The following is a 26,080-nucleotide window of genomic DNA, read 5'->3' as shown; positions in this document are numbered from 1 at the left end:
GGCCGCATCAGGACAGACGGCGGCGCAGGCGCTTCATCCGTGTGTCTTCGGCAAGCGTGGGATCGGCGGCGACGATACGGTCGAGGCTTTGGGATATCCAACCAGATTCATACGGCGGCAGAGTCTCGCCGACGATCGCGTCGAGCAACGACAAGGCTGTGTCCGGGTATTTGGAGCAGGGATCGGGCGCATTTTCTTTGGGGGTGCTGAGGCGATAAAACAGTCTCGTCCGCTCATCGACAGGCCCCAGCAGTTTGCGTTTAAGCATCAGTGCGATGGCGTCGGGGAAGGCCGATCCCGCTGAAATTGCCAGTTTGACCAAACTTTCGATGTTTGCGGAGGTCCGTTGCGTTTTGACTGAAGGCCAGTGCTGGCAAATGATTGGCCGGATGGTGTTCCCCCACCGAATGGGAGCCTCGTCCTCCGTCTGTCCCAGCCATAGAGCGAGGTGCTCCGCCATCTGAGCGAGATCGTCCCCGTTCGCTTGTCGCATCACTGGGCCGATCTCGTCAGACGTGAAGGTCTTCGGCAGCTCGATCAGCGTTTCGACGAACAGATGGTTCCAGACTTCACGAGCATGGACATCTTCGATATGACCCGCGACGGACAGCAACGCGTCGCGCAGATCGCTCATCAAAGGAATGCTGAGACGCCAGTACCAGCAGAAGCCTTGCCACATCGGCACGGCCTCGGGATGCGGCCACTTCATGCGGGCAATCAGGTGCCGGTTCGCCCAATCTTGATCCCGGTGGTGGAGCCAGAGCAGACGCGAGGCCAGGATGATCCGACCGAAGCGATGCGAATCCGTTTCCCCCGCGACGATCTGGTCAAGGAGGTGCATCACATCAACGGGTATCGGTCCGTCGTGTCGCAGGGCAAGGTCGATCGCGGCCGTGGCGAGTTCACCGCTAGCAGTGCTGATCGCCGTGTCAAAGTTCTGCTTTTTTCCCGCATCGAAGGGTAGCGCGCGTTGCCAAACCATCTGCCAGAAATCCAAGGCCATTGCTCGATCCTCGCCCTCGACGGGAAGCGATGGGAAGAGCTTCACGATCACGCTGGCCAAGGTCCAACAAAGGACGTCGATGAAGTTGTCCGGACGTGGCCTAAATAGGTCGTGCAGAGTGCGAAGGATCAGAAGCCGCTTGGATTCATCCTCGACGTCACCAAAACCTGTAAGTCCAGACCACAACGGATCGGGACCGTGAATCCGATCGGTAAGCTCGGAAACAACCTTCATTGCCAAGTCACAGTGATTTCGACAGAGGTCTAGCAAGCGATCCCGCCGATTATCACTGTCGGGTTCGTTGACGAGGTGATCGGCAATTTTGTCTGGAGGCAAATCGATCAACTGGTCCGCTGTCTCGCGCTTTCTCCAACCGAATTCGAATCTCCTATTTCGTTCCTTTTCCAAAATGCCGACCGCATTGTCCGCTTGCTGCGCCAATTCGGCGGGCAACGCCACCCCACCCATCCGCAGTTTTGCCAATCGCAATGCCACTTCCCGCTGTGAGGTCTCGGTAGAGTAATTGGGGAACAGTCCCCGCGAGGGTCCCCGGGCGATCACCGCGAGAAGACGATCCAATGATTCCTGGGGAAGTGTGCGGGCGCGGAGGCGGAGATATTGGCCGACCTCGCAATTGTATTCGTAGCGCCATAGCACCGTCGCATGATCGTCCAGCAGGAGGTCAAGTTCCTCATCCGGCGGGGCGGGATGGACGAAGCACAACGCATGAAGCGCCATACGCCGAAAAATCGACAGGGATTCAACTCGACCCAGCATAAGCCAGCGCAGCAGCAAAGCATCGGCGAGAACAGGACGGTCGTCCCGTGCCATATCGAACGCAGCAACACACAGACGAACGAGCAGAGGAAAACTCATCCGGTCAAAATCGCTTCCCTGTGTCAACGACCGGCAATTGATGTCAAAAAATAAGTCGTGGTCCGTTTGTCGAATCAAGCGAGCCCCGTCAGCAAGCGCCGACGTCAAGACATCGACGTTCCGAATCAACGCCGCGCGAATCTCTGGGGATTGCCTGCTCTTCCAGACATCGTCAAGGAAGGAGGGCTCTGTCAGTTTTAGCCCGACGGCAACGATGTCCGACAATTTTTCGGGGGGCCGGGGCTCCCCGTATATCCGGGAAAAGGTCTTCGATAATTTGAGGCGTGGCTGACAGGCCCGGAAGAGCCATTCGTCACCGTTTTCCGGCCATCGTCCATCCGAGATCGGCCCCAGGAAATAGCGGCCTTCTTCCTGGAACACAGGGATGATCGGATCAATAACAAGTCTCCAGAACGCGGCAAACGGTTTATCGACCGTGTCCAGGTCACGTTCGAGAGAATCGGCCCATTGGGGGTGGATACGTCCACCCCGCTCGATTACCCAATCGACCAGTTCGGTTTTGTCGCGGTGCTTCGCCAGCCAGCGGCCCAAGTACAATGTCACCGGCGACAAGGTCAGTCCAGGCAGGTTGGCGGCTCCAGGACCAGCCAGAGGGGCGACGTGAACGCCGGGCGACGGTAGGTTGAGCAGTGACACCGATCCCTTGGCAATCGGCAGATTCAGCTTTGTTTCGGCGATGGGCTTCAGCCACGAAATGTCCGGCGGCGGATCGGCGTCGGCGAAGGCGTCGGCGATTGCACCATTGTCTGCCGACAGCAGCCACAGCAGCAGTTCAAGGTCCGCTGTGCCGGTCGTTTTCGGATCGTAAGGGTGGAGGAAAGGCTCCAGCAATGTCTCGAACCGTCGGTCCCGCTTCGCGGTGTCGATCTCGGCCCAACAATGCAGGGTCTGATGCAGGGCGACGAAATCGTCCTTTCGGTCAAATGGGATCGGTATCAGCCCGCGCGATTCCCACGTCATCTCGACGGTTCGACGCCCCGCTTCCGTTCCGTCATGGTCGGCGAGGATATAGGCATTGAGAGATTCACCCCGGCGACGCATGTCGGCGGCCAAGCCGTCGATCAGATAGCTGACTACCGGGTCGTTCAGGCTGTAGCCGACGAACAAGATCGTGTAGGTCTCGAACAAATGCAGGGCGAAGCGCGCAGCCCAACCGTCCTGAAGATAGGCGCGGCTGAAATCGCCGCTGGTGAGGACCAGCCCGTTTCCGCCAGGGTCATCGAGCGGATCAAGGCGACCGTGAAGGTAGGTCAGACGCCGCCAACTTTCCGGTCGCGGCAGTGTCAAATACGGTCCGGCCTGGAACTCGAGGTTCGGTTCGGCCTCCTCGAACCGCCGGTCGAAATTGGTGGTGACCAGCCGGTGACCGCCTTCGGGGTGGCGCGAGAGGGCGAGCAGCGCCTTGTGGGTTTTGAGGTCCGGATCCGAGGAGGGAGCGCCGAGCACCTCGACCGCCGCCGGGCGCATGTAGTCGCTTTTCGCTTCCAGCAGATGCAGGGCGCGATCATAGGCACCTCGGTGGAAGGCGTCTTCCTCCGGGCTCCGCGTCCCGATCACGGAAGGATGAGGTTGGCCACAGGTGGCGCAGCTTGCCTCGGGGAATAGCGGCAAGCCGCACATCGCGAAGATGTCTTCAACCAACCCCTTGAAATCGCCCAGTCCGGTGTAACGCGAAATTCCCGCGCCGCAAAAGAACACCAGCCGCCCTTTGTCGTGGGCGCTGAGAAGCTCGGTCGGCAACCGGATCGGCAGCGTCACCCCTCCGTCTCCATCCGGGTCCAGGCCTGGGTTAACCGTTCGCGGCTGGCATGGCGAAGCTGGTGCAGGCCAGCCAAACGGGCCATCGCCGTCAGCGCGGCCTCTCCGTCCCGCCCTGTGGCCTGGACCTCGCGGGCGAGGGCAACCAGTTCGGGCAACGCGATCTCGTCGACCGGGCGGAGCTGATCGCCGGACGGACGGCGGAAAGCGGGGAAGCACGACGGATCGCTGTCTTTCGGCCAGACGAAGGTCGCCTCGCCCTCGGCAACAAAGGCTCCGTCTTGCCGGGCCAATCGGGAGACCCGCTCTTGAATCCTCGAACCGGTGCGGGTCCAGCCATGGGCGCGAGCGATGCGCCGTGCCAACACGTCGTCGCGCACCGGGCCTTCAGCCTCGATCACCAGCCGGATCATCGCACGCAGGGTCGAATCATACTCCAGGTCGAAGAACAGATCGGGATTGGGACGAGCGACTTGGGTGGGGTCGGCTTCGGAGAACCGGGACGCGGCCTCGGACGTGGGGTCAGGTTCAGCCCGTCTCGCGCCGCCCGATGGGGTCAGGGCAAAATCCTGTCCGACGAACAAGTCGTCGGCGGCACGGGGGCGGACCAGGGAAGCGGCTTCGGCCAATTGAGGCGTGGGCTCGACTTCGGCGGTTTTCGCCTCGGCCCGACGGGTGCGCGCCTGTTCCAATAGGACGTTGAGACGAGCATCGACCTTGTCCAGCGCCCCTTGGGAATCAACCCACCAATCGGTCGACCAGATCCGCACGATCTCCCACCCCAGGCCGCGCAGCACCGATTCGCGCAACTTGTCGCGGTCCCGCGCCGTCGCGGCACGGTGATAGGTGGCCCCGTCGCATTCGATCCCGACGAGGTAGCGGCCCGGCGCATCGGGATCGACGATCCCGAGGTCGATGCGGAAGTTCGACGAAACGCCGATCTGGGAATGGACCCGCCAACCCCGCGCCGCGAGGGACTCGGCCACCATTTTCTCGAACGGCGATTCGAAACCGCCGATGCTGCCCATCACTGCCTCGCCCAGGGCACGCGGGCCGCGTTGGGCGAATTCGAGGAAGTGCTTGAGGTCGCGCACTCCCTCGGCCTGAGTGCGGCTGAGGTCGATCTGGTCGGGATGCAGGGTCGAGAATACCTTCAGCGCATGGCGTGCCCGGGTCACCGCGACGTTGAGCCGCCGCCCACCGCCGCTTTTGTTCATCGGCCCGAAATTCATCGACACCGCGCCAGTGCGGTCGGGGCCGTAGGTGATCGAGAAATAGATCAGGTCGCGTTCGTCGCCCTGGACGTTTTCGAGGTTCTTCACCATCACCGGTTCCAGCGCGTCCTCGGCGAAGAAGGGATCGAGCGAGGGATCCAGGCGCCGTTCCCGATCGAGCAGATCCTCGATCAGTTTCTGCTGCTCGGCATTGAAGGTGACAACACCGATGGTGCGCTCTGCGGCGACGAAATCCGGGTCTTTCAGATGGCGGACCAGATCGGCGACCAGCGCCTTGGCCTCGGCCGGGTTGGTCCGGGCACCGCCTTTTTCGTAAACACCGTTCTCGACGAACTGGAAACTGACGGCCCGGTCGTCGGTGACCGGCGAGGGGAAGGTGACCAGCGACCCGCCGTAATAACGATGGTTGGAGAAGGCGATCAGGCTTTCATGGCGCGAGCGGTAGTGCCAGGAGAGGTCGAGGGTGGGTAGGCAGGCCCCCATGCATTCATCGAGAATGCTTTCCATGTCGGGATCGGTGTCGCCGTCTTCTTCCTCGTCCGACTGGCCCCGGGCGAAGAAGTCGGTGGGCGGCAGTTGCTTGGGGTCGCCGACCATCACCACTTGGCGTCCGCGTGCAATCGCGCCGATGGCGTCCCACACCGCGATTTGCGACGCCTCGTCGAACACCACCACATCGAAGGGCGGCGCGTCGGCGGCCAGATACTGGGCAATCGACAGCGGGCTCATCAAAAGGCATGGCGTCAGCCGGGGCAAAGCCTCGGTCAGCCCCTGCAACAGCATCCGCAGTGGCAGGTGATTGCGCTGCTTGTGCATTTCCCGCCGCAACAGCCCCCAGTCCGACGGCACGTCGGAACTGTCGATATCGGGCAGCCCCGCGCACAGGTTGGCGCGCAGATAATCGCGGGTCAGCGTGGTAAAGTGGTCGTCTAGGTCGCGGAACGCCTGGATACGGTCTTCGTGCAGCGCCGAAGAGAACTGGCGCAGCACCGCATCCTCCTCGATCACCAGATCAAGCCACCAGCGGGCGTAATCGGTCTCGAAAGCGGCCCGGACCTGCCCCTCGGCCACCGCCCCGCTTTCGATGCCCTCGACCAGTGGCCCCAAGCCGACGGTGATCGCCTCGGCCCTGGCTCCGCGCCAGGCGCACCAATCCTTGAGCCGGGGGCCAAGCGGCGCGATCGCCCGGCATAGTTCGGCCAGACCCATCGGTCTCTCGTCGGGCAGCGGTGCCCCCGCCTCGGTGGCAAAGGTGGCCAGCGTCTCCTCGAACCGGTCCAGCGCCAGGATCAGCGCCGTCCCCGCCTGGGCGGCAGGACCGGCGGCGGCAAGCAGGGCGTTACCGTCGCCCAGCAACCGTTCAAGCCCGCTCTTCAGCGTCCCCAGGGCCTCGGCGGTGGCCGCGAGGCGGGGGAGGATGGTGTCAAGATCGGTATGGAACGCCAACGCTGCCGCGATCTCGTCGGGGCGAGACCGCAGACCGGACCATAGCCCGTTGGTGTGGGCGGTCAGATCATCGAACCCGGCGATTTCGGACTCCAACGTGCGCAGACGGCGCAGACGATCCAGTCCCTTGGCCAAAGCGAAACCGCAGGCCCCTTCGGCGACAGAATCCAGCCCGTCCTCGGTCCAGCCCTGCCGCTGTTGAACGGCGGCCAGCACGGCGTTGAACCGCACGGACTCATCGACAATGCCGGGCGTGGTGGCGAGACCGGCCCAGGCGATTCCGCTCTCCTCGATCCGTGGGACCAGAGCGGCAAGATCGCGTTCGATCCCGACCAGGGCAACCAGACGGTCAAGGTCCTCGGCCGGCGGCACCTCACGCCCCGGCGGCACGAGGGCGAGGACCGCCTTGGCGACCTTGCGCTGCCCGAGCTTGCGTTTCAGCCACCAGGACCCCGCCGCCTGATCCCAGCCGGTCTTCAATGCCTCGGGATCGTTGTCCACCAGCGAGGTTCCGATCGGCAGACCAAGCTGGGCCGTGATCTCGTGATGGCGGCGGAGCAGATCGCCCGCCCGCCGCACCGCCCCGGTCACCTCGCCCGGCCACGGTACGGGAAGAGTCGTGAAGAATTCCCGGTGCCGTGCGAGCAGGGAAAGTCCGTCGCGAAGGGACTCGATCAGGGCACGGGCATCGGGGCGGAAGAGGAAACGCCAATCGTGCCCTGCGGCCCGCGGCAGGAGGTCCGCCAAGGCTCTGATCGCCTCCCGCCCCATTCGGTTGAGGGGGAATTCGGGCAAAGAGGTTGCCGCGCGGAACGCCGCCAGAGCCTGATCGAGCGCAGTCGCGGCCTGCGGAACCGCCTCGGCGGCGGCCAGCAACCGCTGCTGCCACAGCGGCGACCATGTCCCGTGCACAATCGGGGCGAGTGGGCTGTCCTTTATCCCGCCGACCTGGGCGGCAAGGATGTCGAGCCGTCCGGCCATCGCGGCCAAATCCTCGCGCTGATCGCGGTTGTGAGCGTCGAGGCTCGGCCATGAGAGTCCGAGACGGGGCCGCTCGCGCCCGGCCAGCACCAGGCCGATAGCCGTGCGTGGGGTCAGTCCGTTGCGGTAGTCGCGGTGAAGATGCTCGACATAAAGGTTCAACTCATCGCGCAGACTCCTGAGTCGCCGGGCCTCGCGTGCCCATTCCTCGGCATTCAGAACACCTTTGGCTTCCCAAGCAGTGCGCAACTGGTCGAGAACATCGAGTTTGCGCGCCTTGCTCGAATGGAGTTCCAGGCAGAAATCGCCCAACCCCACTTCACGCAGGCGGCGATAGACCACATCGAGCGCCGCGATCTTTTCGGAGACGAACAGCACGGTTTTGCGTTCGGCGAGGCATTGGGCGATCAGGTTGGCGATGGTCTGGCTCTTGCCGGTACCGGGCGGCCCGATCAGCACGAAATCTTTCCCCTTTGCCGCCGCCATCACCGCCGATAATTGCGATGAATCCGCAGGCAGTGGGCAGAACACCTGCTCTGGCCCATGGGTGCGGTCGAGGGTGCGCGGATCGGCGAAACGATGATCGCCGGGATAGGGATCGCGCGGGCTGTCGAGCAGATGACGCACCACCGGATTCTGGCGAAGCTGATCGGTCCGTTCGACCAGATCCTTCCACATCAGATGTTTGGCGAAGGAAAAAGAGGATAGCACCACCTCTTCGGCGACTTCCCAGCCCCGGTCTTCCTTCACCGCCTGTTCGACCGCCCGCCAGATGCCGTCGATATCAAGACCGTGCTCGTCCTTGGGCAGGTCGCCGTCGGCAAACGGCAGGGTCAGAGAAAAATCGACACGCAGCATCTCGACCAGGGTCGGGTTGAAGCGCGGTTCGTCCTCGTGCAACACCAGACTGAAGCCGCTGCGGACGCTTTTGCGCTCCAAACTGACCGGCAACAGGATCAAGGGCGCGCGGTAACTCTTGGTCTCGTCCTCCTTGCGGTTCCAGACCAGGAATCCATAGGCGAGGAACAGGGTGTTGGCGCCGCCTTCCTGGAGCGTCGATCGCGCCTGACGGTACAATTCGGTGAGACGACCATCGAGATCGTCGGCAGACAACTCGACCAGCACCTGATCGCGCGACAGGGCGTCGATGGCGTGGGCGCGGCGGGCATCCTCGTGATGACGCGTCTCATGGATCATTCGGCTGCGCGGATCGTTGCCTTCCATTAGATCGGGATGCGGCAGCAAGCGTATCCGCCGGTTATCGGCGAGCAAATCCTCCAGCCCGCCGGGATCGGGGGTAACCAGCCTGATCGCCTTTTTGCCGACCTTGAAATTCAGCAGGCTGTTGCGCAGCGACAGGTCTAGCAGCTTGCGTTGCCAGCGGGCCAACCGCCCCTGGGGCGTGGTTGGCACAACGTCGGCCGCCCAGCTTCGATCGGAGGCAAGAACCGGTGCCGCCTCAAATGGCACCTCGCGCGGGTCCTCAAAGGCAACGGGCTCGCCGAGTGAGCCAGCCACGCCATCGGCCGAGGCCAACGGCCGGATGCGTTGCAGGCGGGCGCGGCGCACATCGACCGCAAGAATGAAATTGTCCGTCTCGGCTTCGGACAGGAGGCGGCTTCCCCGTTCCACCGCCTGACCGAACGTCGCCACGGGACGCTGGGCGACCAGGGTCGTCTCGAAGACCAGCATCTCGTCGAGCTTGATCCGCTTGCGCAGCGAGGTGATGTCGTCGATCACCGAGGTGGTGAATTCTTCCGGCCGCAGCCACAGCCCGGCGAAGACATGACCTTTGGTGAACACCAGCAGCGGGTTCAGATGCAACTGCTCCAACGCGGCGCAGAAGAGCAGTGTGCTGTCGAGACAGGTGGCGAGGCGAACGTCGATCACCTGCCCCGGTCCGCGCACCTTTTGGCCACTCTTCTCGAACCCGGCGGGCGGCAGGCTGTAATCGAGTCCGAGCGCCGCCACCGCGCTCCACAGCGCCGAGGCCAATTCCCAGGCCCGCGCCGGTTCGCCCTCATAGCCATTAAGCGCGCCATCGCGTCCGTTGCGGCGCAACAGTTCGGCGGTCTGTTTGAGCAACGGGTCGATTGCCGGATCGTTGGGCTGAACAAAGGCGGTCACCATCTCGGGAACGTGGTCGAGTCCGGTCCACTGGGTGCGGGGCAGAAGTTCGATCGCGCGCGCCAGTGTCGCCACCTCGGCACCGGCGGCACGCAGAACAAGATGGATTTCGGCTGGTTCGGCCTCGGTCAGACGCGTCAGCAAACCGGGATCAAGGGCGACGTCGAGTTCGGTAAGGACGTGCCGTCCCCCCGGCCCGATCGCGTCGATGTGCCAGACGCGCGACGCGAGAAAGGCGGGGTCGGACGAGAGAACGAGTTCTACCTCCTGGAGCGGAGCCTCTGTCTCGTTGACGATGACCAATTCATGCAGGAACGGCACGGAATTATGGTGAAACGCGAGATTTAGCCGCGGCATCACCGCCGCCTCGATCCGCACCGCCGCCGCACCAATCCCGCTATCGTCGCCCATGATTCCCACCCCCCCACCAAGAAGGGAATTAGGGTAGCGGAATTGCCCCCTCCTGCCAAAGCAGCAATCCGATTAGATGACCCAAAGGGCAGGAAGCAAAAATCAAGAATTTGGGCTGGAAACGGTGCCGATCAAAATTGATACCGGGAACGGGTTCCCACGGTCCCGGTATCGTGATTCACCCTACTGGGCGGTGCTGGGCACCACCCGATCAGCCACGAACGCGTTGACGTCCGCAGCCCTATAACGGACCAGCTTGTGGGGCAGGCGGCAAAACCGCGGCCCGGTTCCGACCATCCGCTGGGAGGCGTGATCCTCGGCCACAGCCAACTCTCCACCACCGCCCGCTATGCCCATCACGCCCCCCAGCGGATGGTCGAGACCGCCTCTATCGCGGTCAGAGCCTGGAACCTGCTGCCCGGGCCGGACGAGTCTCCAGACTGACACACCACCTTTGAACCATTACAGAAATATCATCCGCCCGCCATCCTGCCGTAACCCCGGCGGGGGCATCATCCTCTTGTCCAGACAGGTATGACCACCCGATTGACCGGCGGACTTGAACTCCCCGCCCCAAGATCGGATCGATCCAAAGTCCAAAGCCCCGCACGCCACACCCTGGTGCGGGGCTTTTACGTTTCCGCACGTGCGACGTCAGGGCCAAGCCCTTTGACGGAGCGTCTGCCCTGGAATCTGTCACGTCACGGCGAGAGAGCACGACCCGGTCACTGGGTGAAGTGACGCAATCCGACTTCGTCGCGGATCAGGATGCGGTTGGGCGTGACCTCGACCAACCCGGTACGGCGGAATTTGTCGAGGGTCGAGCCGACCCATTGCCGGGTCGATCCGACCATCCGGGCCAGATCCTCCTGGGTCAGCGAGCGGCCGATCGCGATGCCGCCTTCGTGTCGCCGACCGTCCATTTCCCCCATCAGCACCAGCAGACGGGCCAGCCGTTCCGACGCAGAGCGCGTCCCCAGCATGTGGATCAGAGCCGACATGCACTTGCCCTTGTGGACCATCGCATCGACCATCGCCAGCCCCAGGCGGGACGAGCGCTCGATCAGGCGGCGCAGATCGGTCCCGCGCACCGCCATCACCTCGGTCTGCCGGATCGCGATCCCCGACCACATATGCTGGCTGCCGCCGAACATCTCTGGTCCGCCGATGAAATTGCCGGGGGACCAATAGGCCAGGGTGATCTCGCGACCGACCGGGCCGGTGTAGAAGATCCGCACCCGCCCGCTCAGGATGATGAAGATCCCCTCGTGATGGTCGCCCTGGCGGAACACCAGCGACCCGGCGGGAATGCGACGGGTGCCGGACACCGCGCGCAGCCCGGCCAATTCCTCCTCGCTGAGAGCCGCCAGCAGATTCGAACCGTCGGTGGCGGCCATATCCTCGCTGAGGTGCAGCGACGGCGACAGGAAAGCGCTGGGAAGCGGCGAGGGGAGGGGCATCGGTGGTCTCGGAGCACAGAAAGGAAGGGCGGACGGGCTACCCGGCAATCCAGGGCAATTAATTGCTATCATGAAAAGAATAAGATTACTAGATAAGTGGCTTGAACCTGTCCGGAGGATGAAGCCGTGGTTGCCCTATTGAAGGACCGTTTCCGTACCGAAGCCCCGTTCGACGATGTGGTGGCGAACCATCCGGGCTTCCCCCGCCTGATCGCCCGCAAGATCGACGTGCAGCGGCGCGGGGTCCATTACACCCTCCAGGCCGAAGCGGCGCTGGACCCGGCGATTCATCAACTGCGCAGCCCTTATATCTTCGGATCGCGCGACGGCGAGATCAAACCGCTGCCGGAATCGCTGCTGCTGCGCGACGGCACCACCATCCTGGTCGATCCCACCCCGCTGGAGCAGGACCCCTATATCGTCGATCACCGCGACGGGCGGTTCGTTCTGCTCGATGACGGAACCGAGGTCGAGGAGGTCGAGTTGTGGCCCAAGCCCGCCTTCTACGACAAGACCACCTCAAGCGGGATCAAGATGAGCCTGCTGGTTACCGCCCGGCCGCAGCGGCTGAACGTCTTCCAGTCGAGTTATTGCTATTTCTGGGCCGATAACGAGGGCTGCCGGTTCTGCGACATCGTCACCCACACCAAGCAACAACGGACTGAGATGGGGGTTCCGACCCGGCTTCGTCCCGAAGACGTCCGCGAGACCATCGCCGAGGCGATCAAGGAACCCGGCCGCTTCACCAACTTCTGCTTCACCGCGGGGTCGGTGACCAAGGGCAAGGAAATCTTCGATCAGGAAGTCGAGTTCTATATCGAACTGCTGCAATCGATCGGCACCCTGTTCAAGACCCGCAAATTCCCCAGCCAGTTGATCGGCTCGGCCTTCAACGAACGCCAGCTCGCCCGGCTGTACGAGGAAACCGGGCTGTCCAGCTATACCAGCGACCTTGAAGTGCTGAACGAGGACATCTTCAACTGGGTCTGCCCCGGCAAGGCGCGTCAGGTCGGCTATCAGGAATGGAAGAACCGGCTGGTCCGCGCCGTCGACATCTTCGGTCGCGGCAATGTCGGCACCGGGCTGGTCGGCGGGGTCGAACTGGCCCGGCCCCACGGCTTCACCTCCGAGACCGACGCCCTGGCCGCGACGCTGGCCGAGGCCGAGTGGCTGGCCGAGCGCGGCGTCACCACCGTCTACATCGTCTGGGTTCCCCGTCCCGGATCGGATTTCCGCGATCAGAAAGCCCCGTCGCTCGATTACTACATCCGCCTCGCCCAGGGGCTTCAGGACATCCGCGCCCGCCATGGCCTGACGGTCGATTTCGACGATTACCGCCGTTGCGGCAATCACCCGGATTCCGACCTCGCCCGCCTGCAATAGCCTCCCCGGAGCCCAGAACACCATGACCGAGATTCTGACTGCGGAAGTCCGCGACCTCCTCGCCGATTCCCTGACCGTGAAGGTCCTCGCCACCACCGACGCGCAGGGCCGCCCCCATGCCGTCGTCAAGCACTCGCTTCATCTCGGCGAGAACGGGCGGATTCACTCGCTTGAACTGCTGGAATCCTCCTCGTCCAACCGCAACCTGCTGCGCGCCCTGTGGTTCGGCGGCCGCGTCGCCATCCTGCTGTCCGCGCCCGACGGCCGTTCGGTCCAGATCAAGGGACAGCCGGTCAAGACCCACATCACCGGGCCGCTGTTCCTGAAGCATTATCAGGAGGTGCGCGCCCGCCACGGCGACATCGATCTGGCGGCGGTGTGGGAGATCGAGCCCGAGGCGGTGATCGATCAGAGTTTCGGCGCCCGCAAGGAGGTCGAGGACGCGCTCCATCCGGCCTTCATCCATCTCGACCGTCTGGCGGTCTGATCCGAAAGGAACGCGGCGATGAAGATCTTGCTGATCAACCCCGCTTTTTTCGACGGCAACGCCTTTCGCAACCGCTTCACCGATTATGTCGACTGGATCAGGGGCGGCAATCTGTACGTCGCTCCGTTCGAGCCGCCGCTGGGACTGGCCTACCTGACCGCCACCGTCAAAAGCCTGGGACATCAGGTGATCTTGCTCGACATGCAGGGTCTGATGATGGATTCCGAAGCGCTGGCGACGATCTTGGCAGCCGAGACGCCCGACGTGGTCGGCATTACCGCGATGACCCCGACCCTGCCCGAGGCGTTGCGGGTTGCCGATCTGACCAAGGCAGTCCTGCCCACCGCCCGCACCGTTCTGGGCGGAGTTCACCCCACCCTCGACCCCGAGAGCGTGATCGCCCATCCCAGCGTCGATTACGTGATCCGGGGCGAGGGCGAGGAAGCATTTCCCGCCCTGCTTGACGTGTTGTCGGGCCGGGGCGGATTGCTTTCCGAGGTGCCGGGCCTGTGCTTTCGCGGCGAGGGCGGAACGGTGATCGCGGGGCGGGCTCCGCTGATCGTCGATCTCGACCGCCTGCCCGCTGCCGATTATGCCGCCTTTCCGGTCGAACAATATATCGAGCACAATTCCGTGCTGCGCGGCATTCGCGGCATCTCGATGATCGTCTCGCGCGGGTGCCCCTATTCGTGCAGCTTTTGCGCGGTTCAGCAGACGATGGGGCGGACCTGGCGCTTTCAATCCCCGACCAAGGTGGTCGATCAGGTGATCCACCTGCGCGATACCTATGGAATCGAAGGAATCTGGTTCAAGGACAGCATTTTCAACCTGCGCCCGGCCTGGACCCGCGAGTTCTGCCGCCAGATGATCGAGCGCAAGGTGGGGGTGGAGTGGCAGGCGCTGACCCGGATCAACCTGCTGAAAGACGACGAACTGGCGATGATGAAGGCGGCGGGGTTGACCCAGATCGACCTCGGCATCGAGTCCGGCTCGCCCAAAAGCCTGAAACGGCTGAACAAGCAGATCACTGTCGAGCAGATCAAGGACAAGGTCGCCCTGGCCCGCCGTCACGCCAAAGTGTTCGGCTTCTTCATGATCGGCATCCCCGGCGAGGACGAGGACGACGTCCGCCAGACCTTCGACCTGGCTCGTCAGATCGAGTTGGACCGTTGGAGTTGGAGCATCTACAGCCCCTTGCCCGGCTCGCAGCTTTATCAGGAACTGATCGATGAAGGCCGCATCCGTCCCTTCGCCCTGGACCACACCCGCGTTCATTTCACCGAGGCCTATGACGGAATCTGCGCCATTCCGCCCGATCGGCTGAAGCAGCTTTACGCCGAGATCAACGACCATTTCACCCACCGCCAGAATGCCGCCTGACCCGTCCGCGTCGCCCTCGTTCACCCCCGCCGCGCTGACGATCGTTGCGGCGGGGGCGGCAGTGATGGCGATCTCGATCGGGGTGCGCGCCACCCTGGGGGTGTTCGTCCTGCCGCTGTCCATGCTGCATCACTGGCCGGTCTCGACCTTCTCGTTGGCCCTCGCGGTGCACAATCTGCTGTGGGGGCTGGTCCAGCCGCTGGTGGGCGGACTGGCCGACCGCCACGGAGCCCGCCCGGTGATCGTCGCAGGCAGCTTGTTTTATGCCGGAGGATTGCTGCTGACCGCCGGGGGAAGCGATCCCGCCGCGGCGATGCTGGGGGCGGGGCTGGCGGTCGGGCTGGGCCTCAGCGCCGCCAGTTTCCCGGTCGTGCTAGCCCTGGTCGGCCGCGCGGTCCCGGCCGACCGCCGATCCCTGGCGATGGGGCTGGCGATTGCCGGAGGATCGCTCGGACAGGTGATCCTGCCGCCGCTGGGTGGGGTGCTGATCGAGGGGCAGGGGGTAACCGTCGCGCTGGTCGCGCTGGCAGCGATCACCCTGGCGATGGCTCCGCTGGCCCTGCTCCTGACCGAACGCCGCCCCGCCGACGCGGCCCCCCTCTCCGCGCCCACGACCGATTCGGTGTACGCCCCACTGGCTGCGGCCTGGAAGAGCGGAGCCTACCGGCTGGTGGTGATCGGCTTTTTCGCCTGCGGTTTCCAACTCGCCTTCATCAGCATCCATCTGCCCGGCCATCTCAGCCTGTGCGGGATGCCGCCGGGGGCCGGGGCCAACGCCCTGGCGCTGATGGGGCTGTTCAACGTCGCCGGGTGCTGGATCTGCGGCAGCCTCGGCAGCCGTTATTCGCTCCCTCGGTTGCTGGCGATTCTGTACGGACTGCGGGCGATCGCGGTGGCGGGCTTCCTGGCGGTGCCGCTGTCCGAAGCCAGTCTGATCGGCTTTTCGGCGCTGACCGGATTCACCTGGCTGGCCACCGTGCCGTTGACCAGCGCCCTGATCGCCCACTTGTTTGGCCCCCGCGATCTTGGCCTGCTGTTCGGCACCGCCTTTCTGTCGCATCAGCTCGGTTCGTTCCTCGGGGTCTGGGCGGGTGGGTGGGCCTTCGATCTGACCGGGTCTTATCAATCGGTCTGGGCCGCGGCCGGGGCGCTGGGGTTGATCGCCGCGATCCTCCATGCCGCGATCTCCGACCGTCCGGTCTTTACCCCCCGCTGTCGCCCGCCCGAGCCGGCGTCAAACGTGTTGCATTAATCTAGTAGATTATAGATATATATCCATTCCCACTTTCGAGGAGATCCGCCGTGACCTTCACCCGCTTCCTCACCGCGCTGGCGGTGCTGACCGGCCTTGGCCTTGCCGGTGACGCCCGCGCCGCCGACGAAGTCCGCTTCGCCACCCAGCCGATCCCGTGCTACTCGCCGATCTTCGTCGCCAAGCACAAGCATTGGATCGAAGAGGAACTGAACAAGGTCAAGCCGGGGATCGAGCTGAAATGGAGCTCGTTCGCCGCCGGTCCGCCGATCAACGAATCCTTCGCGGCGGGGCAGCAGGATTTCGGCTTCCTGGGCGATACCCCGGCCCTGATCGCCAAGTCGGTCGGCATCGACACCAAAGTGGTCGGCATCAGCGCCAGCGGGCCGAAGAGTCTAGCCGTGGTGGTTGCCGCCGGATCGCCGCTGCACGCCGCCAAGGACCTCAAAGGCAAGAAGGTCGCGGTGACCAAGGGCTCGTTCGCCCAGCATCTGCTCGCCCTGGTGCTGGAAAGCGGCGGTCTGACCTTCTCCGACATCGAACTGGTCAATCTGCCCAACGCCGACATCGCCCCGGCGATCATCGCCGGAACCATTGATGCGGGCGCGGTGTGGGAGCCGGTGATTTCCCGCTTCGAAAGCCAGAAGGCGATCCAGGTTCTGGCCGACGGCACCGGGCTGAAGAAGGGCCTGCTGGTGATCGTCGCCTCGACCGAGTTCGTCAAGGCCAAGACCGATCAGGCCAAGGCGGTTCTGCGCGCCTATGCCCGTGGTGCCGAGTATATCCGCACCAATCCGAAAGAGGCCGCCGCGCTGATTTCGTCCGACACCAACCTTGCTCCCGAATTGCTGGTCCAGGTGTTCGGCAAGCTTGATTTCAATCCGGTCATCCGCGAAGACGACATCAACGAACTGAAGAAGTCCGAAGCCTATTCCCGCTCGATCGGCCTGATCAAAGCCCCGGTCGATATCGAGCCCTGGCTGGACCGCTCGCTGATTGGCGATGGGGCGACCAAGTGAGCGAGACGCTTGATCTGGCCGCGCGCACCGGCCTCGGCACCGCGCGCACGGAGGGAGGCCCGTTCCGGGGCCTCCCCATCCGCCTTGCCGCCACGCTGCGCCGGACCGGGCTTTACCTCGCCCTGCCGCTGGTGCTGATCGCAATTTGGCAAGGGCTGTTCGAGGCCGGACTGATCCGCCCGATCCTGCTGCCGCCGCCGACCAAGGTCGCCCAGGCGTTCGTCGCCTTAACCCTCAGCGGCGATCTGTTCCGTCATCTGGGGATCAGTCTGCTCCGGGTGCTGGAAGGCTTCGCTATCGCCGCCGGAATCGGGCTGGTGCTGGGGGTCGGCATCGGCCTGTCGCGGCAGCTTGACCGGGCCACCGACCTGACCATCCAGCTCCTGAAGCCGATCCCGCCGATCGCCTGGATTCCGCTCGCGATCTTGTGGTTCGGCATCGGCGAGGGCGGCAAGATCTACATTATCTTTCTCGGCGCGGTGTTCCCGATCCTGGTCAACACCATCGACGGAATCCGCCAGACCGACCATCGCCACGTCGAACTGGCCCGGATTCTCGAAGTCAGCCGGGCTCGCTTCATCGCCCAGGTGGTGCTGCCCGGCGCGCTGCCGGCGATTATGACGGGGCTGCGGGTCGGACTGATGGTGGCGTGGATGTGCGTCGTCGCCGCCGAGCTGATCGCCGCGTCCAGCGGGATCGGCTACCTGATCATGGATGCCCGCCAACTGGCCCAGACCGATCAGGTGCTGGTGGGAATGATCACGATCGGGGCGATGGGCAAGCTGCTCGACATTCTGCTGAAGGAGATCGAACGCCGCCTCATCACCTGGAAAACCGTCTATTCCGGTCTATAGGGAGTTCGTCTCATGGTCGCCGCCACCGCCCGGATCGAGGATCTGCGCATTGGTCCGCTGTCGAAAACCTATCGCCTGTCGGCCAGTTCCGTCCTGGCCCTCAAGGACGTCTCCCTCGACATCGCCGGGGGGAGCTTCGTCAGCATCATCGGCAGTTCCGGCTGCGGCAAAAGCACGCTGCTGCGGATCATCGCCGGGCTTGAACCCAGCGACGGCGGTCCGGTCCGCCTGGGCGGACGGACAATCGAGCGTCCCGGGCTGGATCGCGGCTTCGTCTTTCAGGAGCATCGCCTGCTGCCCTGGCTGACGGTCGCGGCCAACATCGCCTTTGGCCTCAAAGGACTGCCCAAGGACGAAATCCGCGACCGCATCGAAGCGCACCTGAAGCTGGTCGGGCTGGAGGGCTTCGCCAACGCCTATCCGGCGCAATTGTCCGGCGGCATGGCGCAACGGGTCGCGATCGCCCGCGCCCTGGTCAACAAGCCCGAGGTGCTGCTGCTCGACGAGCCGTTCGGGGCGCTGGACGCCCTGACCCGGATTCAGATGCAGCAGGAAATTCTCCGCATCTGGGACGTCGAGCAGACCACGATGATCCTGGTGACCCACGATATCGACGAGGCGATCTTCCTCGGCGACGAGGTCATCGTGATGTCGGCCCGCCCCGGCACCATCAAAAAGCGGTTGTCGGTCAACCTGCCCCGCCCACGCGACCGCACCAGCGCCGATTTCCTGGCTTTCCGCCGCGAGATCTACCGGGAATTCTTCACCGAAGCCGAAGCCCCGTTCGCCTACGTGATCTGATCATGGACGGGACTGTGCCAGCAGGTGGGACCGGCGTGGGGTCCGGCGACTGCTCTGCATCCCGGGGCGACAGCGGGCGAACGGGGGCGTCCGGCCCCGGCCTGTGTGGGAGTGACGTGGGACGGCGGCGACGGGGAGGGGGCGGGGTGCGGCCCGGATAGGATCGACAGGCCACAAAAGGAGAAGGCCCCAGCGGCGTTACCGCTGGGGCCTTCATTGGCGCGCCCGGAAAGACTCGAACTTCCAACCCTCAGATTCGTAGTCTGATGCTCTATCCAATTGAGCTACGGGCGCTTCTCGGTCCGAAGCAATGTGCCCCGGCGAGGAGGCGGAACTTACACAAACCCTCTCCCCCCTGCAAGCCAAAAATTCATCTTTTTTCGTCGTGCCGTGCACCCCCAAACGCTATGGATCGGACTTACTGCCAAGTACCACCAATCGAAATGCGGACTTGTGGCTGGGCGCATGATTGCGTAAAATCCGGCCCAAAGTTTCCGGGGGACGTGCGTCTTTCACTGTCCTTAAGCTATGGTCGCGCCCCTGGCGGTCTTTGTCCGAACCGGCGAACCTGAAGGATCTGCTAATCCAATGGCCCTGAATAAGACCCACGCCGCGGCGTTATGCGCGGCTCTCCTCGCAGGCGGATGCACGTTCGCCGAGGATGCGCTGTTCCCGGGAACGGCGAGCTCGGGCCAGTCGGCGATTGCCGAACAAGCGTCCAACGATGGCCCGCCCGCTTTGGGATCCTCTAGCTTCGATCCGGTCGGGGTTACCCCCGCCTCGTCGTCCGGCACCTATGTCGGGGCCAAGGCGGCGACGCTGCGCAACGATCTGCAAGGACTCCAGGCCACCCTGGGGCGGCAGAACCAGACCCTCCAGCAGATCCGCTCCGAAACCGTGCAGGATTCTCAGCGCTATCACGGCACCGTCGCCGCGATCAACGCCCGCCTTCAGGTCGGCACCACGCCGGGCAACCCGATCTTGAACCAGCAATGGAACGCGGCGCAGAACGAGTTGGACCGGATCACCGACGACGTTCTGAAAATGAACCGTCTGACCAACGAAGTGACCGCCTCCTCGACGATGGCGGGCTACCTGCTCGAATCCGTCCGCGCCGCCCGCTCGCTGTCCGGCGCGGTCGATGAGGATCACCGCCAGCTTCGCATCCTTGAGGACGAGACCAACCGCACCGTGGTGATGGTCGAACGCCTGCTGGGCGAACTGACCAACGACGCGGTCCGTCAGCAGCAATACGTCGCCTCGGAAAAGCAGAACCTCAACACCCTGGCGCTGGGCATCAAGAACGGTGCCCTGTTCGTCGGCAGCCTCAGCAACCAGCCCAATTCGAGCTTTACCGCGCCGTCCCGCGCCGCCGCTCCCTCCGGCGACCAGCCGTTGGTCACCATCCGGTTCGACAAGCCCAACGTCAATTACGAGCCGGCCCTCTATGCCGCCGTCAAAAGCGCGCTGGACCGTCGCCCCAACGCGACCTTCGACGTCGTCGCCGTTGCCCCGGTCGGGGCCAGCCCGGCCCAGCAGACCGTCGCCGCCGGAAATGCCCGCCGCAACGCCGAATCGGTGCTGCGTTCGCTCACCAACATGAACATGCCGGCCTCCCGCGTCCGCGTCAGCGCCAGCACCAGCCCCACCGCCAGCTCCAACGGCGAGGTGCAGGTGTTCGTCCGCTAATCCCGGCGCCGCACAAAACGAAGCCCCGAACCGCAGATGGCGGTTCGGGGCTTTTTCTTTGGGGGGAGGGCAGGGCAGGCACGCCCCGTCCTTTATGGCATCCAGAGAAGGCTCGTCACATCGCCCGGTGGGGCTCGGCGGCGGCGGCGGCGGTCTGCACCGACTTCTGAAGCTTCTCGAAGGCGCGGACCTCGATCTGGCGCACCCGCTCGCGCGAGATGCCGTATTGCCGGGATAGATCGTCGAGCGTCGCCGGTTCCTCGCTGAGGCGGCGGTGGGTCAGGATCGCCCGCTCGCGCTCGTTGAGGCTGTCGAGCGCGGCGGTGAGGAAGCCGCGGCGGCGGCCCAGTTCCTCGCGCTCGCCCAACTCGGTTTCCTGATCGTCGCGATCATCGACCAGCCAATCCTGCCACTCGCCTTCGCCCTCGGCCCGCAAGGGCGCGTTGAGCGAGTGGTCGGGGCTGGAGAGACGGCGGTTCATATTGACGACCTCGTCCTCGCTGACGTCCAGCTTGGCGGCGATCTTGCCGACGATTTCGGCGGGCAGGTCGCCCTCTTCGATCGCCTGCATCTGGCCCTTCAGCTTACGCAGGTTGAAGAACAACTTCTTCTGCGCGGCGGTGGTGCCCATCTTCACCAGCGACCAGGAATGCAGGATGTATTCCTGGATCGCGGCGCGAATCCACCACATCGCATAGGTGGCAAGCCGGAAGCCGCGATCGGGGTCAAAGCGGCGGACCGCCTGCATCATCCCGATATTGCCTTCGGAAATCATTTCGCCGAGGGGAAGGCCATAGCCGCGATACCCCATTGCGATCTTGGCGACCAGACGGAGATGGCTGGTGATCATCCGTTCGGCGGCGGCGAGATCGTCATTGTCGCGAAAGCGCTTGGCCAGGACGTATTCCTCCTCGGCCGGCAGCATCGGGTATTTGCGGATGTCCTGAAGATAGCGCGTCAGGTTGCCCTCGGGGGCGAGCGACAGGGTCGAAGCGATAGCCGACATGCTCTCATCTCCTCTTCCGGTGTGGAGGGTTTTCCCTCGTTGATGGGGCCGGGCACCGATCAGCGCCGCAGCCCTCCTCTCACCGCTCTACGAAAAGGATAATGTCATACCCATGGGGTCAAGTATAGTGTTTTCTACACACGCTCTAAAATTTTTATCAAAGCATTGATATCCGGAGGTATAGCACTTTCGAAACGGAGGGTGCATCCTTTGGTGGGATGCTGAAACCCGAGTAGAAAGGCATGCAAAGCTTGGCGAGGAAATGTCGTCAGAGCCGCGCGAGCCTCCTCAGGGAAGGATGCCATACGTCCAGAGCGAACTCTACCATAAGTCTTATCTCCAACCAACGAATGTCCTATGCTCGTCATATGAACTCTGATCTGATGCGTTCGCCCAGTGGCGAGGCGGCACTCAACTAAACTGACCGCTCCCCCCGCATAGATCTGCACGACTCGATAGCGGGTCAGCGCCGTCTTCCCGCCACCCGCGACAACGGCCATCGTTTTGCGGTCGCGTGGGTTGCGGCCGATATTGCCCTCGATCTCGCCCGCCGACGGCGACGGCACCCCCCACACCAGGGCGCGATAGGCTCGTTCCAGAGTGTGGGCGGCGAACTGCTCGGACAGGCCGCGATGGGCCAGGTCGGTCTTGGCCGCCACCAGCAGCCCGCTGGTGTCCTTATCCAAACGATGTACGATTCCCGGACGCCGGACGCCGCCGATCCCGGCCAGCGACTCGCCGCAATGGGCCAACAGCGCGTTGACCAGGGTGAAGTCGAGATTACCCGGCGCGGGATGCACCACCAGCCCCGGCGGCTTGTCGATGACGATCAGATCCTCGTCTTCATGGACGACGGAGAGGGCGATTTCCTGCGCCTCGGGGATCGCCGGGGCGTCGGGCGGCACGCAGACCTGAAAGGATTGGCCGGGTTTGACCCGACACGAGGGGTCGGCTATCGTCGCCCCGTCGAGGCTGACCCGCCCGTCTTCGATCAGCCCCTTGATCCGGCTGCGCGACAGATCGGGCAGGCGGGTCGCCAGCCATTTGTCCAGACGTTGGCCAGCCTCGTCGGGCGAGACCGGCTCGGGAGCGTAGTGTCGTGAATTCGTCTCGTTCATTCCCCCATCATCGCCGATCCCGGCAGCGGCCGCGACCGGGGAAATCAGGAAATCCGACATGAAAGCGCTGAAAGCGTTGGTGATCTTTCTGGGTGTGCTGATCGTCGCCGGGGTGGGGCTGGTGATCTATGGCATTGCATCGAAGGTGGGGCCAAAGCCCGCTCCCACCGCATCGACCGCCGCCGCGGTGCCGACGCCGCCAAATGCCGCAGCCCCATTACCGGCCGCTCCGTTTGGCTCGGTCGATATCGCCTTGCCCGATGGCGCGACGATTCAGCAGGTCTTCGCCGCCGGAGACCGGGTGATCGTCCGCGTCGGGGGCGGCAAGGGTACGGCTGACCGTCTGATCGTGCTCGATCCCGCCCGGGGCGAGGTCGCGGGCAGCTTTCGCTTCGTCGCGTCGCCCGTGGGCGAGCCCGTGCGGTGATCGTCTTCGGCTCCGCCGATCTGGCTGCGATCGCCAAAGCCGCCGAAGCCGCCTTTCCCGCCGAGGGCTGCGGCCTGCTGATTGGACGCGGGCGGCGGATCGTGCGAGTCAGCCGGGTCATCCCCGCCGACAATCTGGAGCGAGAGCGGCACCTCGACCGCTTCGAACTCGATCCCGCCGCCCGTTTCGCCGCAGAACGGACCCTGCGTGGCGGACCGGAGCGGATTGTCGGGCATTGGCACTCGCACCCTAATGGCAGCGCCGATCCTTCGGCCGAGGACATCGCCCGCGCCTATGAACCCGAGCTGATCTGGCTGATCGTCGCCGTTGCTCCCGGTCCCGACGGGCGTCCGCAGGCGGGCCTGCGTCTTGCCCATCGCCTTGACGCCACAACCGGATCGGCGCGCCCGGAAAAGCTTCGCGTTTTCCCCGACGCTCCTTGAAAATAGTACTTGCGTTCGCGGGGCGATTCCTCCATAAAGCCGCACCGCGCCTCCAACGTCCCCATCGTCTAGAGGCCTAGGACACCGCCCTCTCACGGCGGCAACCGGGGTTCGAATCCCCGTGGGGACGCCATCTCTCTTCCCGCCGAATCAATAGCTGTGATCGCGCAGCCGGTCTGGACCTCGCAAGCTACGCTTGCGGAAGAGACGCGTAAATGATCAATGACATAAGCCAAATCATCGTCAATCCAGAGGATTGAACGATCCGTTGTCGTGTCAAATTGGCCCCGCTCGTCCTTTTTATCCGTCTAAAGTCACGCCCTCCGCCGGAGAGGGGCAGCGTTTCTTTGATGCGGGCGGTCTTGGCGGCCGGCGACAGCACGCTGGCCCTCACCCGCTACAGACCAATTGTCCGCTCGAGAATCTCGGGATTGGCCTTCAACGCGTCGGCGTGACCGTCATAGGCCACCGTGCCTTTGACCAGGATGACATGGCGGTCGGCGAGGTCGAGCAGCACATGGGCGTTCTTATCGACGATCACGGTGGCGATTCCGGTTTGCTTGATCGCGGCGATGACGCGCCAGATCTCGCGGCGGATCAATGGGGCCAGTCCCTCGGTCGCCTCGTCGAGGATCAACAATTCGGGATTGGTCATCAAGGCGCGACCGATCGACAGCATCTGCTGCTCGCCGCCCGACAGATGATGGCCGAAATTGTCTAGACGCTCGGCCAAACGCGGAAAGGTCTCGAGCACCCGGTGATAATCCCAGTCACGCCGTCCTTCCGCTCCCCGCCGGGCCACCATCAGCAGATGTTCCCGTACCGTCAGGGATGGGAAGATACCGCGCCCCTCGGGGACATAGGCGATGCCCATCCGGACAATCCGGCTGGTCGGGCGTCCAGTCATCACCGTGCCGCCGACCCGGACCTCGCCATCGCGCGGCTTGACGATGCCCAGTAGCGATTTCAGCAGGGTCGATTTGCCCATGCCGTTGCGGCCCATCAGCGCCACCGTCTCGCCGCGATTGACCCGGAAATCGACGCCGTGGAGGACGTGGCTGGGGCCGTAATAGGAATGCACCCCCTGGGCTGCGATGAACGGCTTCGTCATGTCAGTAGGCCTCCGCCCCGTCGCCAAGATAGGCATCTCGCACCGCCACGCTGGCCCGCACCTGCTCGACCGGACCGGTTTCCAGCAGGGTTCCGTTGACCATCACCGTCAAAACCTCGGCAAGCGAGAACACCGCGTCCATGTCGTGCTCGATCAAAATGATGGTGAAATGCGGGGCCAGACCGCGCAGCAAGGCGACCATCCGTTCCGATTCCTCGCGCCCCATCCCGGCCAGCGGCTCGTCCAGGACCAGGATTTCCGGGCCGGAGGCGAGGACCATGCCGATTTCCAACTGTCGCTGCTCGCCATAGGACATTGTCCCGGCCACCCGGTCGCGGCGGGCGGACAAGCCGCACAAGTCAAGGGCGGCCTCGGCATGGCGATTGATCTCGCGGTATCGTGCCGCCGGGCGGAAGAACCGCATCGAGGTCGGCAGCCGTGTCTGCGCCGCCAGTCGGCAATTCTCGAAGCAGGTGAAGCTCGGAAACAGGTTGGTCTTCTGGTAGCTGCGGCCGATGCCCAACCCGGTCATCCGATGCGCGGGCAGGCCGGTGATGTCGGTGTTGCGGCACAGAATGCGGCCCCCCGACGGCGGCAAATGCGCGGTCAGCAGGTTGACCAGAGTGCTTTTCCCGGCGCCATTGGGGCCGATGATGGCGTGGGTCTGCCGCTCGAGGAACCGCAGGCTGACCGCGTTGACCGCGACAAGACCGCCAAAGGATTTGGTCAGACCGCGCGTTTCCAGCACGCAGGCTCGGCTGTCGCACGGCGGAGCAGCCTCCACCGGAACCAGGGGCATCGTCGTCATGGCTGCTTCCCTCCGCGTCGGGCCAGATCGAGCAGCAGACCGGCCAACCCGCGCGGCAAGACCAGAACGATCGTCACCACGAGTCCTCCCATCAGCAATTGCCAGTGATCGGTGGTCGATTCGAAGCCGAAGCGGGCCAATTCGAACACGAAGGCACCGATGGCCGGTCCGAACAGGGTTCCCATCCCGCCCAGAATCACCATCATCAGCGCCTCGCCCGAATGGTGCCACGACAGCATTGTTGGATTGACAAAGCCGTACTGAGCGGCGGCGAGAAAGCCCGCCAGACCGGCCAAGGTGCAGCCCAGGGTAAAGGCCGCCAGCTTGTAGCGCACCGGATCGAAACCGAGGCCGCGCACCCGGTTCTCGTTGACGCCGATAGCACGGACGACCTGGCCGAACGGCGAGTTCAGCACCATCCGCAGCAGGGCATAGGTTCCGACGAACAGCGCCAGGACCAGATAGTAGAACGAGTCGGAATCGGCGAGTTTCAGCAGGGTCCGACCGGCGATTTCGATCGCGGGGGTCTCCATGATGGAGAGACCGTCCGAGCCCCCGGCCGCCCGTGAATCGTTGAACAGGTAATAGCCCATCTGACCGAAGGCGAGCGTGACCATGATGAAGTAGATCCCCGAGGTGCGGATCGACAGGAATCCGACCAGCAGGGCCGCCGCCGCGACAATCGCCAGCGCCGCGGGCAGCACGATCCAGATGTTGGCGGCCTCGTACTCCGGCGACAAAATCGCCAACGCATAGCCGCCAAGGCCGAAGAACGCGGCATGACCCAGGCTGACCAGCCCGGTGACGCCGACCAGCAGATCGAGGCTCATCGCCATCATCGCCAGGATCATGATCCCGGCCAGTTTTTGCATCAGGAAGGCGTGCTTGGCGGGGAAGACCAGCCCGCCGCACGACGGGAACAGGGCCAGCAGAACGACAAGGGCGATCAGCAGCATCGCCACGGGGCGGGGAATGCTCGTCATC

19 protein-coding genes and 2 tRNA genes are annotated in these 26,080 nt (G+C 64.1%); 12 read left to right on the top strand and 9 right to left on the bottom strand.

Going from position 1 to position 26,080, the window contains the following annotated elements; translation table 11 throughout:
- Positions 1-7: 7 nt before the first annotated feature.
- On the bottom strand, positions 8-3,658 hold the full coding sequence (locus BLW40_RS07410) for an SIR2 family protein (RefSeq protein ID WP_074767084.1): 3,651 nt from the start codon (positions 3,656-3,658) through the stop codon (positions 8-10).
- Positions 3,655-9,858 carry a DUF3320 domain-containing protein gene (locus BLW40_RS07405; RefSeq protein WP_074767082.1) on the bottom strand — a complete coding sequence of 2,068 codons (6,204 nt, stop codon included), beginning with the start codon at positions 9,856-9,858 and terminating at the stop codon, positions 3,655-3,657. The genes BLW40_RS07410 and BLW40_RS07405 overlap by 4 nt, the downstream gene beginning before the upstream one ends.
- 258 nt (positions 9,859-10,116) lie before the next feature.
- On the opposite strand from BLW40_RS07405, the gene BLW40_RS07400 reads away from it, so the two are divergent.
- On the top strand, positions 10,117-10,302 hold the full coding sequence (locus BLW40_RS07400) for a hypothetical protein (RefSeq protein ID WP_074767080.1): 186 nt from the start codon (positions 10,117-10,119) through the stop codon (positions 10,300-10,302).
- A 281-nt stretch (positions 10,303-10,583) separates the two neighbouring features.
- On the opposite strand, the gene BLW40_RS07395 is transcribed toward BLW40_RS07400, so the two are convergent.
- Entirely contained in the window at positions 10,584-11,318 is a 735-nt protein-coding gene (locus BLW40_RS07395; RefSeq protein ID WP_074767078.1) for a Crp/Fnr family transcriptional regulator, read from the bottom strand.
- A 126-nt stretch (positions 11,319-11,444) separates the two neighbouring features.
- On the opposite strand from BLW40_RS07395, the gene BLW40_RS07390 reads away from it, so the two are divergent.
- The 7 genes from BLW40_RS07390 to BLW40_RS07360 are packed head-to-tail and all read left to right on the top strand — an operon-like array spanning position 11,445 to position 18,494.
- Complete coding sequence (locus BLW40_RS07390; protein ID WP_074767076.1) at positions 11,445-12,701, top strand: radical SAM protein; 1,257 nt, start codon at positions 11,445-11,447, stop codon at positions 12,699-12,701.
- 22 nt (positions 12,702-12,723) lie between these two features.
- Positions 12,724-13,188 carry a pyridoxamine 5'-phosphate oxidase family protein gene (locus BLW40_RS07385; protein ID WP_074767074.1) on the top strand — a complete coding sequence of 155 codons (465 nt, stop codon included), beginning with the start codon at positions 12,724-12,726 and terminating at the stop codon, positions 13,186-13,188.
- An 18-nt stretch (positions 13,189-13,206) separates the two neighbouring features.
- The gene (locus tag BLW40_RS07380; protein WP_074767072.1) at positions 13,207-14,568 is read left to right on the top strand and encodes a B12-binding domain-containing radical SAM protein; all 1,362 of its coding nucleotides are present in this window, start codon (positions 13,207-13,209) and stop codon (positions 14,566-14,568) included.
- Positions 14,558-15,820, top strand: coding sequence for an MFS transporter (locus BLW40_RS07375; protein ID WP_074767070.1), 1,263 nt, complete (start codon positions 14,558-14,560; stop codon positions 15,818-15,820). The genes BLW40_RS07380 and BLW40_RS07375 overlap by 11 nt, the downstream gene beginning before the upstream one ends.
- 50 nt (positions 15,821-15,870) lie before the next feature.
- On the top strand, positions 15,871-16,839 hold the full coding sequence (locus BLW40_RS07370; RefSeq protein WP_083386686.1) for an aliphatic sulfonate ABC transporter substrate-binding protein: 969 nt from the start codon (positions 15,871-15,873) through the stop codon (positions 16,837-16,839).
- Positions 16,836-17,693: an ABC transporter permease gene (locus BLW40_RS07365; RefSeq protein ID WP_139305532.1), complete on the top strand. Its 858-nt coding sequence runs from the start codon at positions 16,836-16,838 to the stop codon at positions 17,691-17,693. Before BLW40_RS07370 ends, BLW40_RS07365 begins: the two co-directional genes overlap by 4 nt.
- 12 nt (positions 17,694-17,705) lie before the next feature.
- Positions 17,706-18,494: an ABC transporter ATP-binding protein gene (locus BLW40_RS07360; protein WP_074767066.1), complete on the top strand. Its 789-nt coding sequence runs from the start codon at positions 17,706-17,708 to the stop codon at positions 18,492-18,494.
- A gap of 217 nt (positions 18,495-18,711) precedes the next feature.
- Here BLW40_RS07360 and BLW40_RS07355 read toward each other — a convergent pair.
- Positions 18,712-18,788: transfer RNA gene (locus BLW40_RS07355), tRNA-Arg, on the bottom strand.
- 294 nt (positions 18,789-19,082) lie between these two features.
- On the opposite strand from BLW40_RS07355, the gene BLW40_RS07350 reads away from it, so the two are divergent.
- Positions 19,083-20,183 (top strand): hypothetical protein, encoded by a 1,101-nt coding sequence (locus BLW40_RS07350; RefSeq protein WP_074767064.1) that lies wholly within the window; start codon positions 19,083-19,085, stop codon positions 20,181-20,183.
- Between the two features lie 115 nt (positions 20,184-20,298).
- On the opposite strand, the gene rpoH is transcribed toward BLW40_RS07350, so the two are convergent.
- On the bottom strand, positions 20,299-21,189 hold the full coding sequence (gene rpoH, locus BLW40_RS07345) for an RNA polymerase sigma factor RpoH (RefSeq protein WP_074767062.1): 891 nt from the start codon (positions 21,187-21,189) through the stop codon (positions 20,299-20,301).
- A gap of 134 nt (positions 21,190-21,323) precedes the next feature.
- Positions 21,324-22,307 carry an RluA family pseudouridine synthase gene (locus tag BLW40_RS07340; RefSeq protein ID WP_074767467.1) on the bottom strand — a complete coding sequence of 328 codons (984 nt, stop codon included), beginning with the start codon at positions 22,305-22,307 and terminating at the stop codon, positions 21,324-21,326.
- Positions 22,308-22,365: 58 nt separating this feature from the next.
- Between BLW40_RS07340 and BLW40_RS07335 the strand changes: the two genes are divergently transcribed.
- The 3 genes from BLW40_RS07335 (at position 22,366) to BLW40_RS07325 (ending at position 23,310) form a co-directional block, all read left to right on the top strand.
- Positions 22,366-22,734 (top strand): hypothetical protein, encoded by a 369-nt coding sequence (locus tag BLW40_RS07335; protein ID WP_074767060.1) that lies wholly within the window; start codon positions 22,366-22,368, stop codon positions 22,732-22,734.
- Entirely contained in the window at positions 22,731-23,177 is a 447-nt protein-coding gene (locus BLW40_RS07330) for a M67 family metallopeptidase (RefSeq protein ID WP_074767058.1), read from the top strand. The genes BLW40_RS07335 and BLW40_RS07330 overlap by 4 nt, the downstream gene beginning before the upstream one ends.
- A gap of 57 nt (positions 23,178-23,234) precedes the next feature.
- A tRNA-Glu gene (locus tag BLW40_RS07325) sits at positions 23,235-23,310 on the top strand.
- Between the two features lie 264 nt (positions 23,311-23,574).
- On the opposite strand, the gene BLW40_RS07320 is transcribed toward BLW40_RS07325, so the two are convergent.
- From BLW40_RS07320 to BLW40_RS07310, 3 genes are read right to left on the bottom strand one after another with little or no spacing between them, the layout of a single operon-like run.
- Positions 23,575-24,288 (bottom strand): ABC transporter ATP-binding protein, encoded by a 714-nt coding sequence (locus BLW40_RS07320; protein ID WP_074767056.1) that lies wholly within the window; start codon positions 24,286-24,288, stop codon positions 23,575-23,577.
- A gap of 1 nt (position 24,289) precedes the next feature.
- A complete protein-coding gene (locus BLW40_RS07315; RefSeq protein WP_083386684.1) occupies positions 24,290-25,096 on the bottom strand; it encodes an ABC transporter ATP-binding protein in 807 nt (268 codons plus the stop codon).
- Positions 25,093-26,079, bottom strand: a complete 987-nt coding sequence (locus BLW40_RS07310; protein WP_074767054.1) for a branched-chain amino acid ABC transporter permease — start codon at positions 26,077-26,079, stop codon at positions 25,093-25,095. Before BLW40_RS07310 ends, BLW40_RS07315 begins: the two co-directional genes overlap by 4 nt.
- Between the last annotated feature and the right edge of the window lies 1 nt (position 26,080).

Origin of the sequence: Magnetospirillum fulvum (genome assembly GCF_900108475.1) — a bacterium.
In the GTDB taxonomy this organism is placed as follows: Bacteria; Pseudomonadota; Alphaproteobacteria; order Rhodospirillales; family Magnetospirillaceae; genus Phaeospirillum; species Phaeospirillum fulvum_A.
This window is presented reverse-complemented; position numbering and strand designations above follow the sequence as displayed.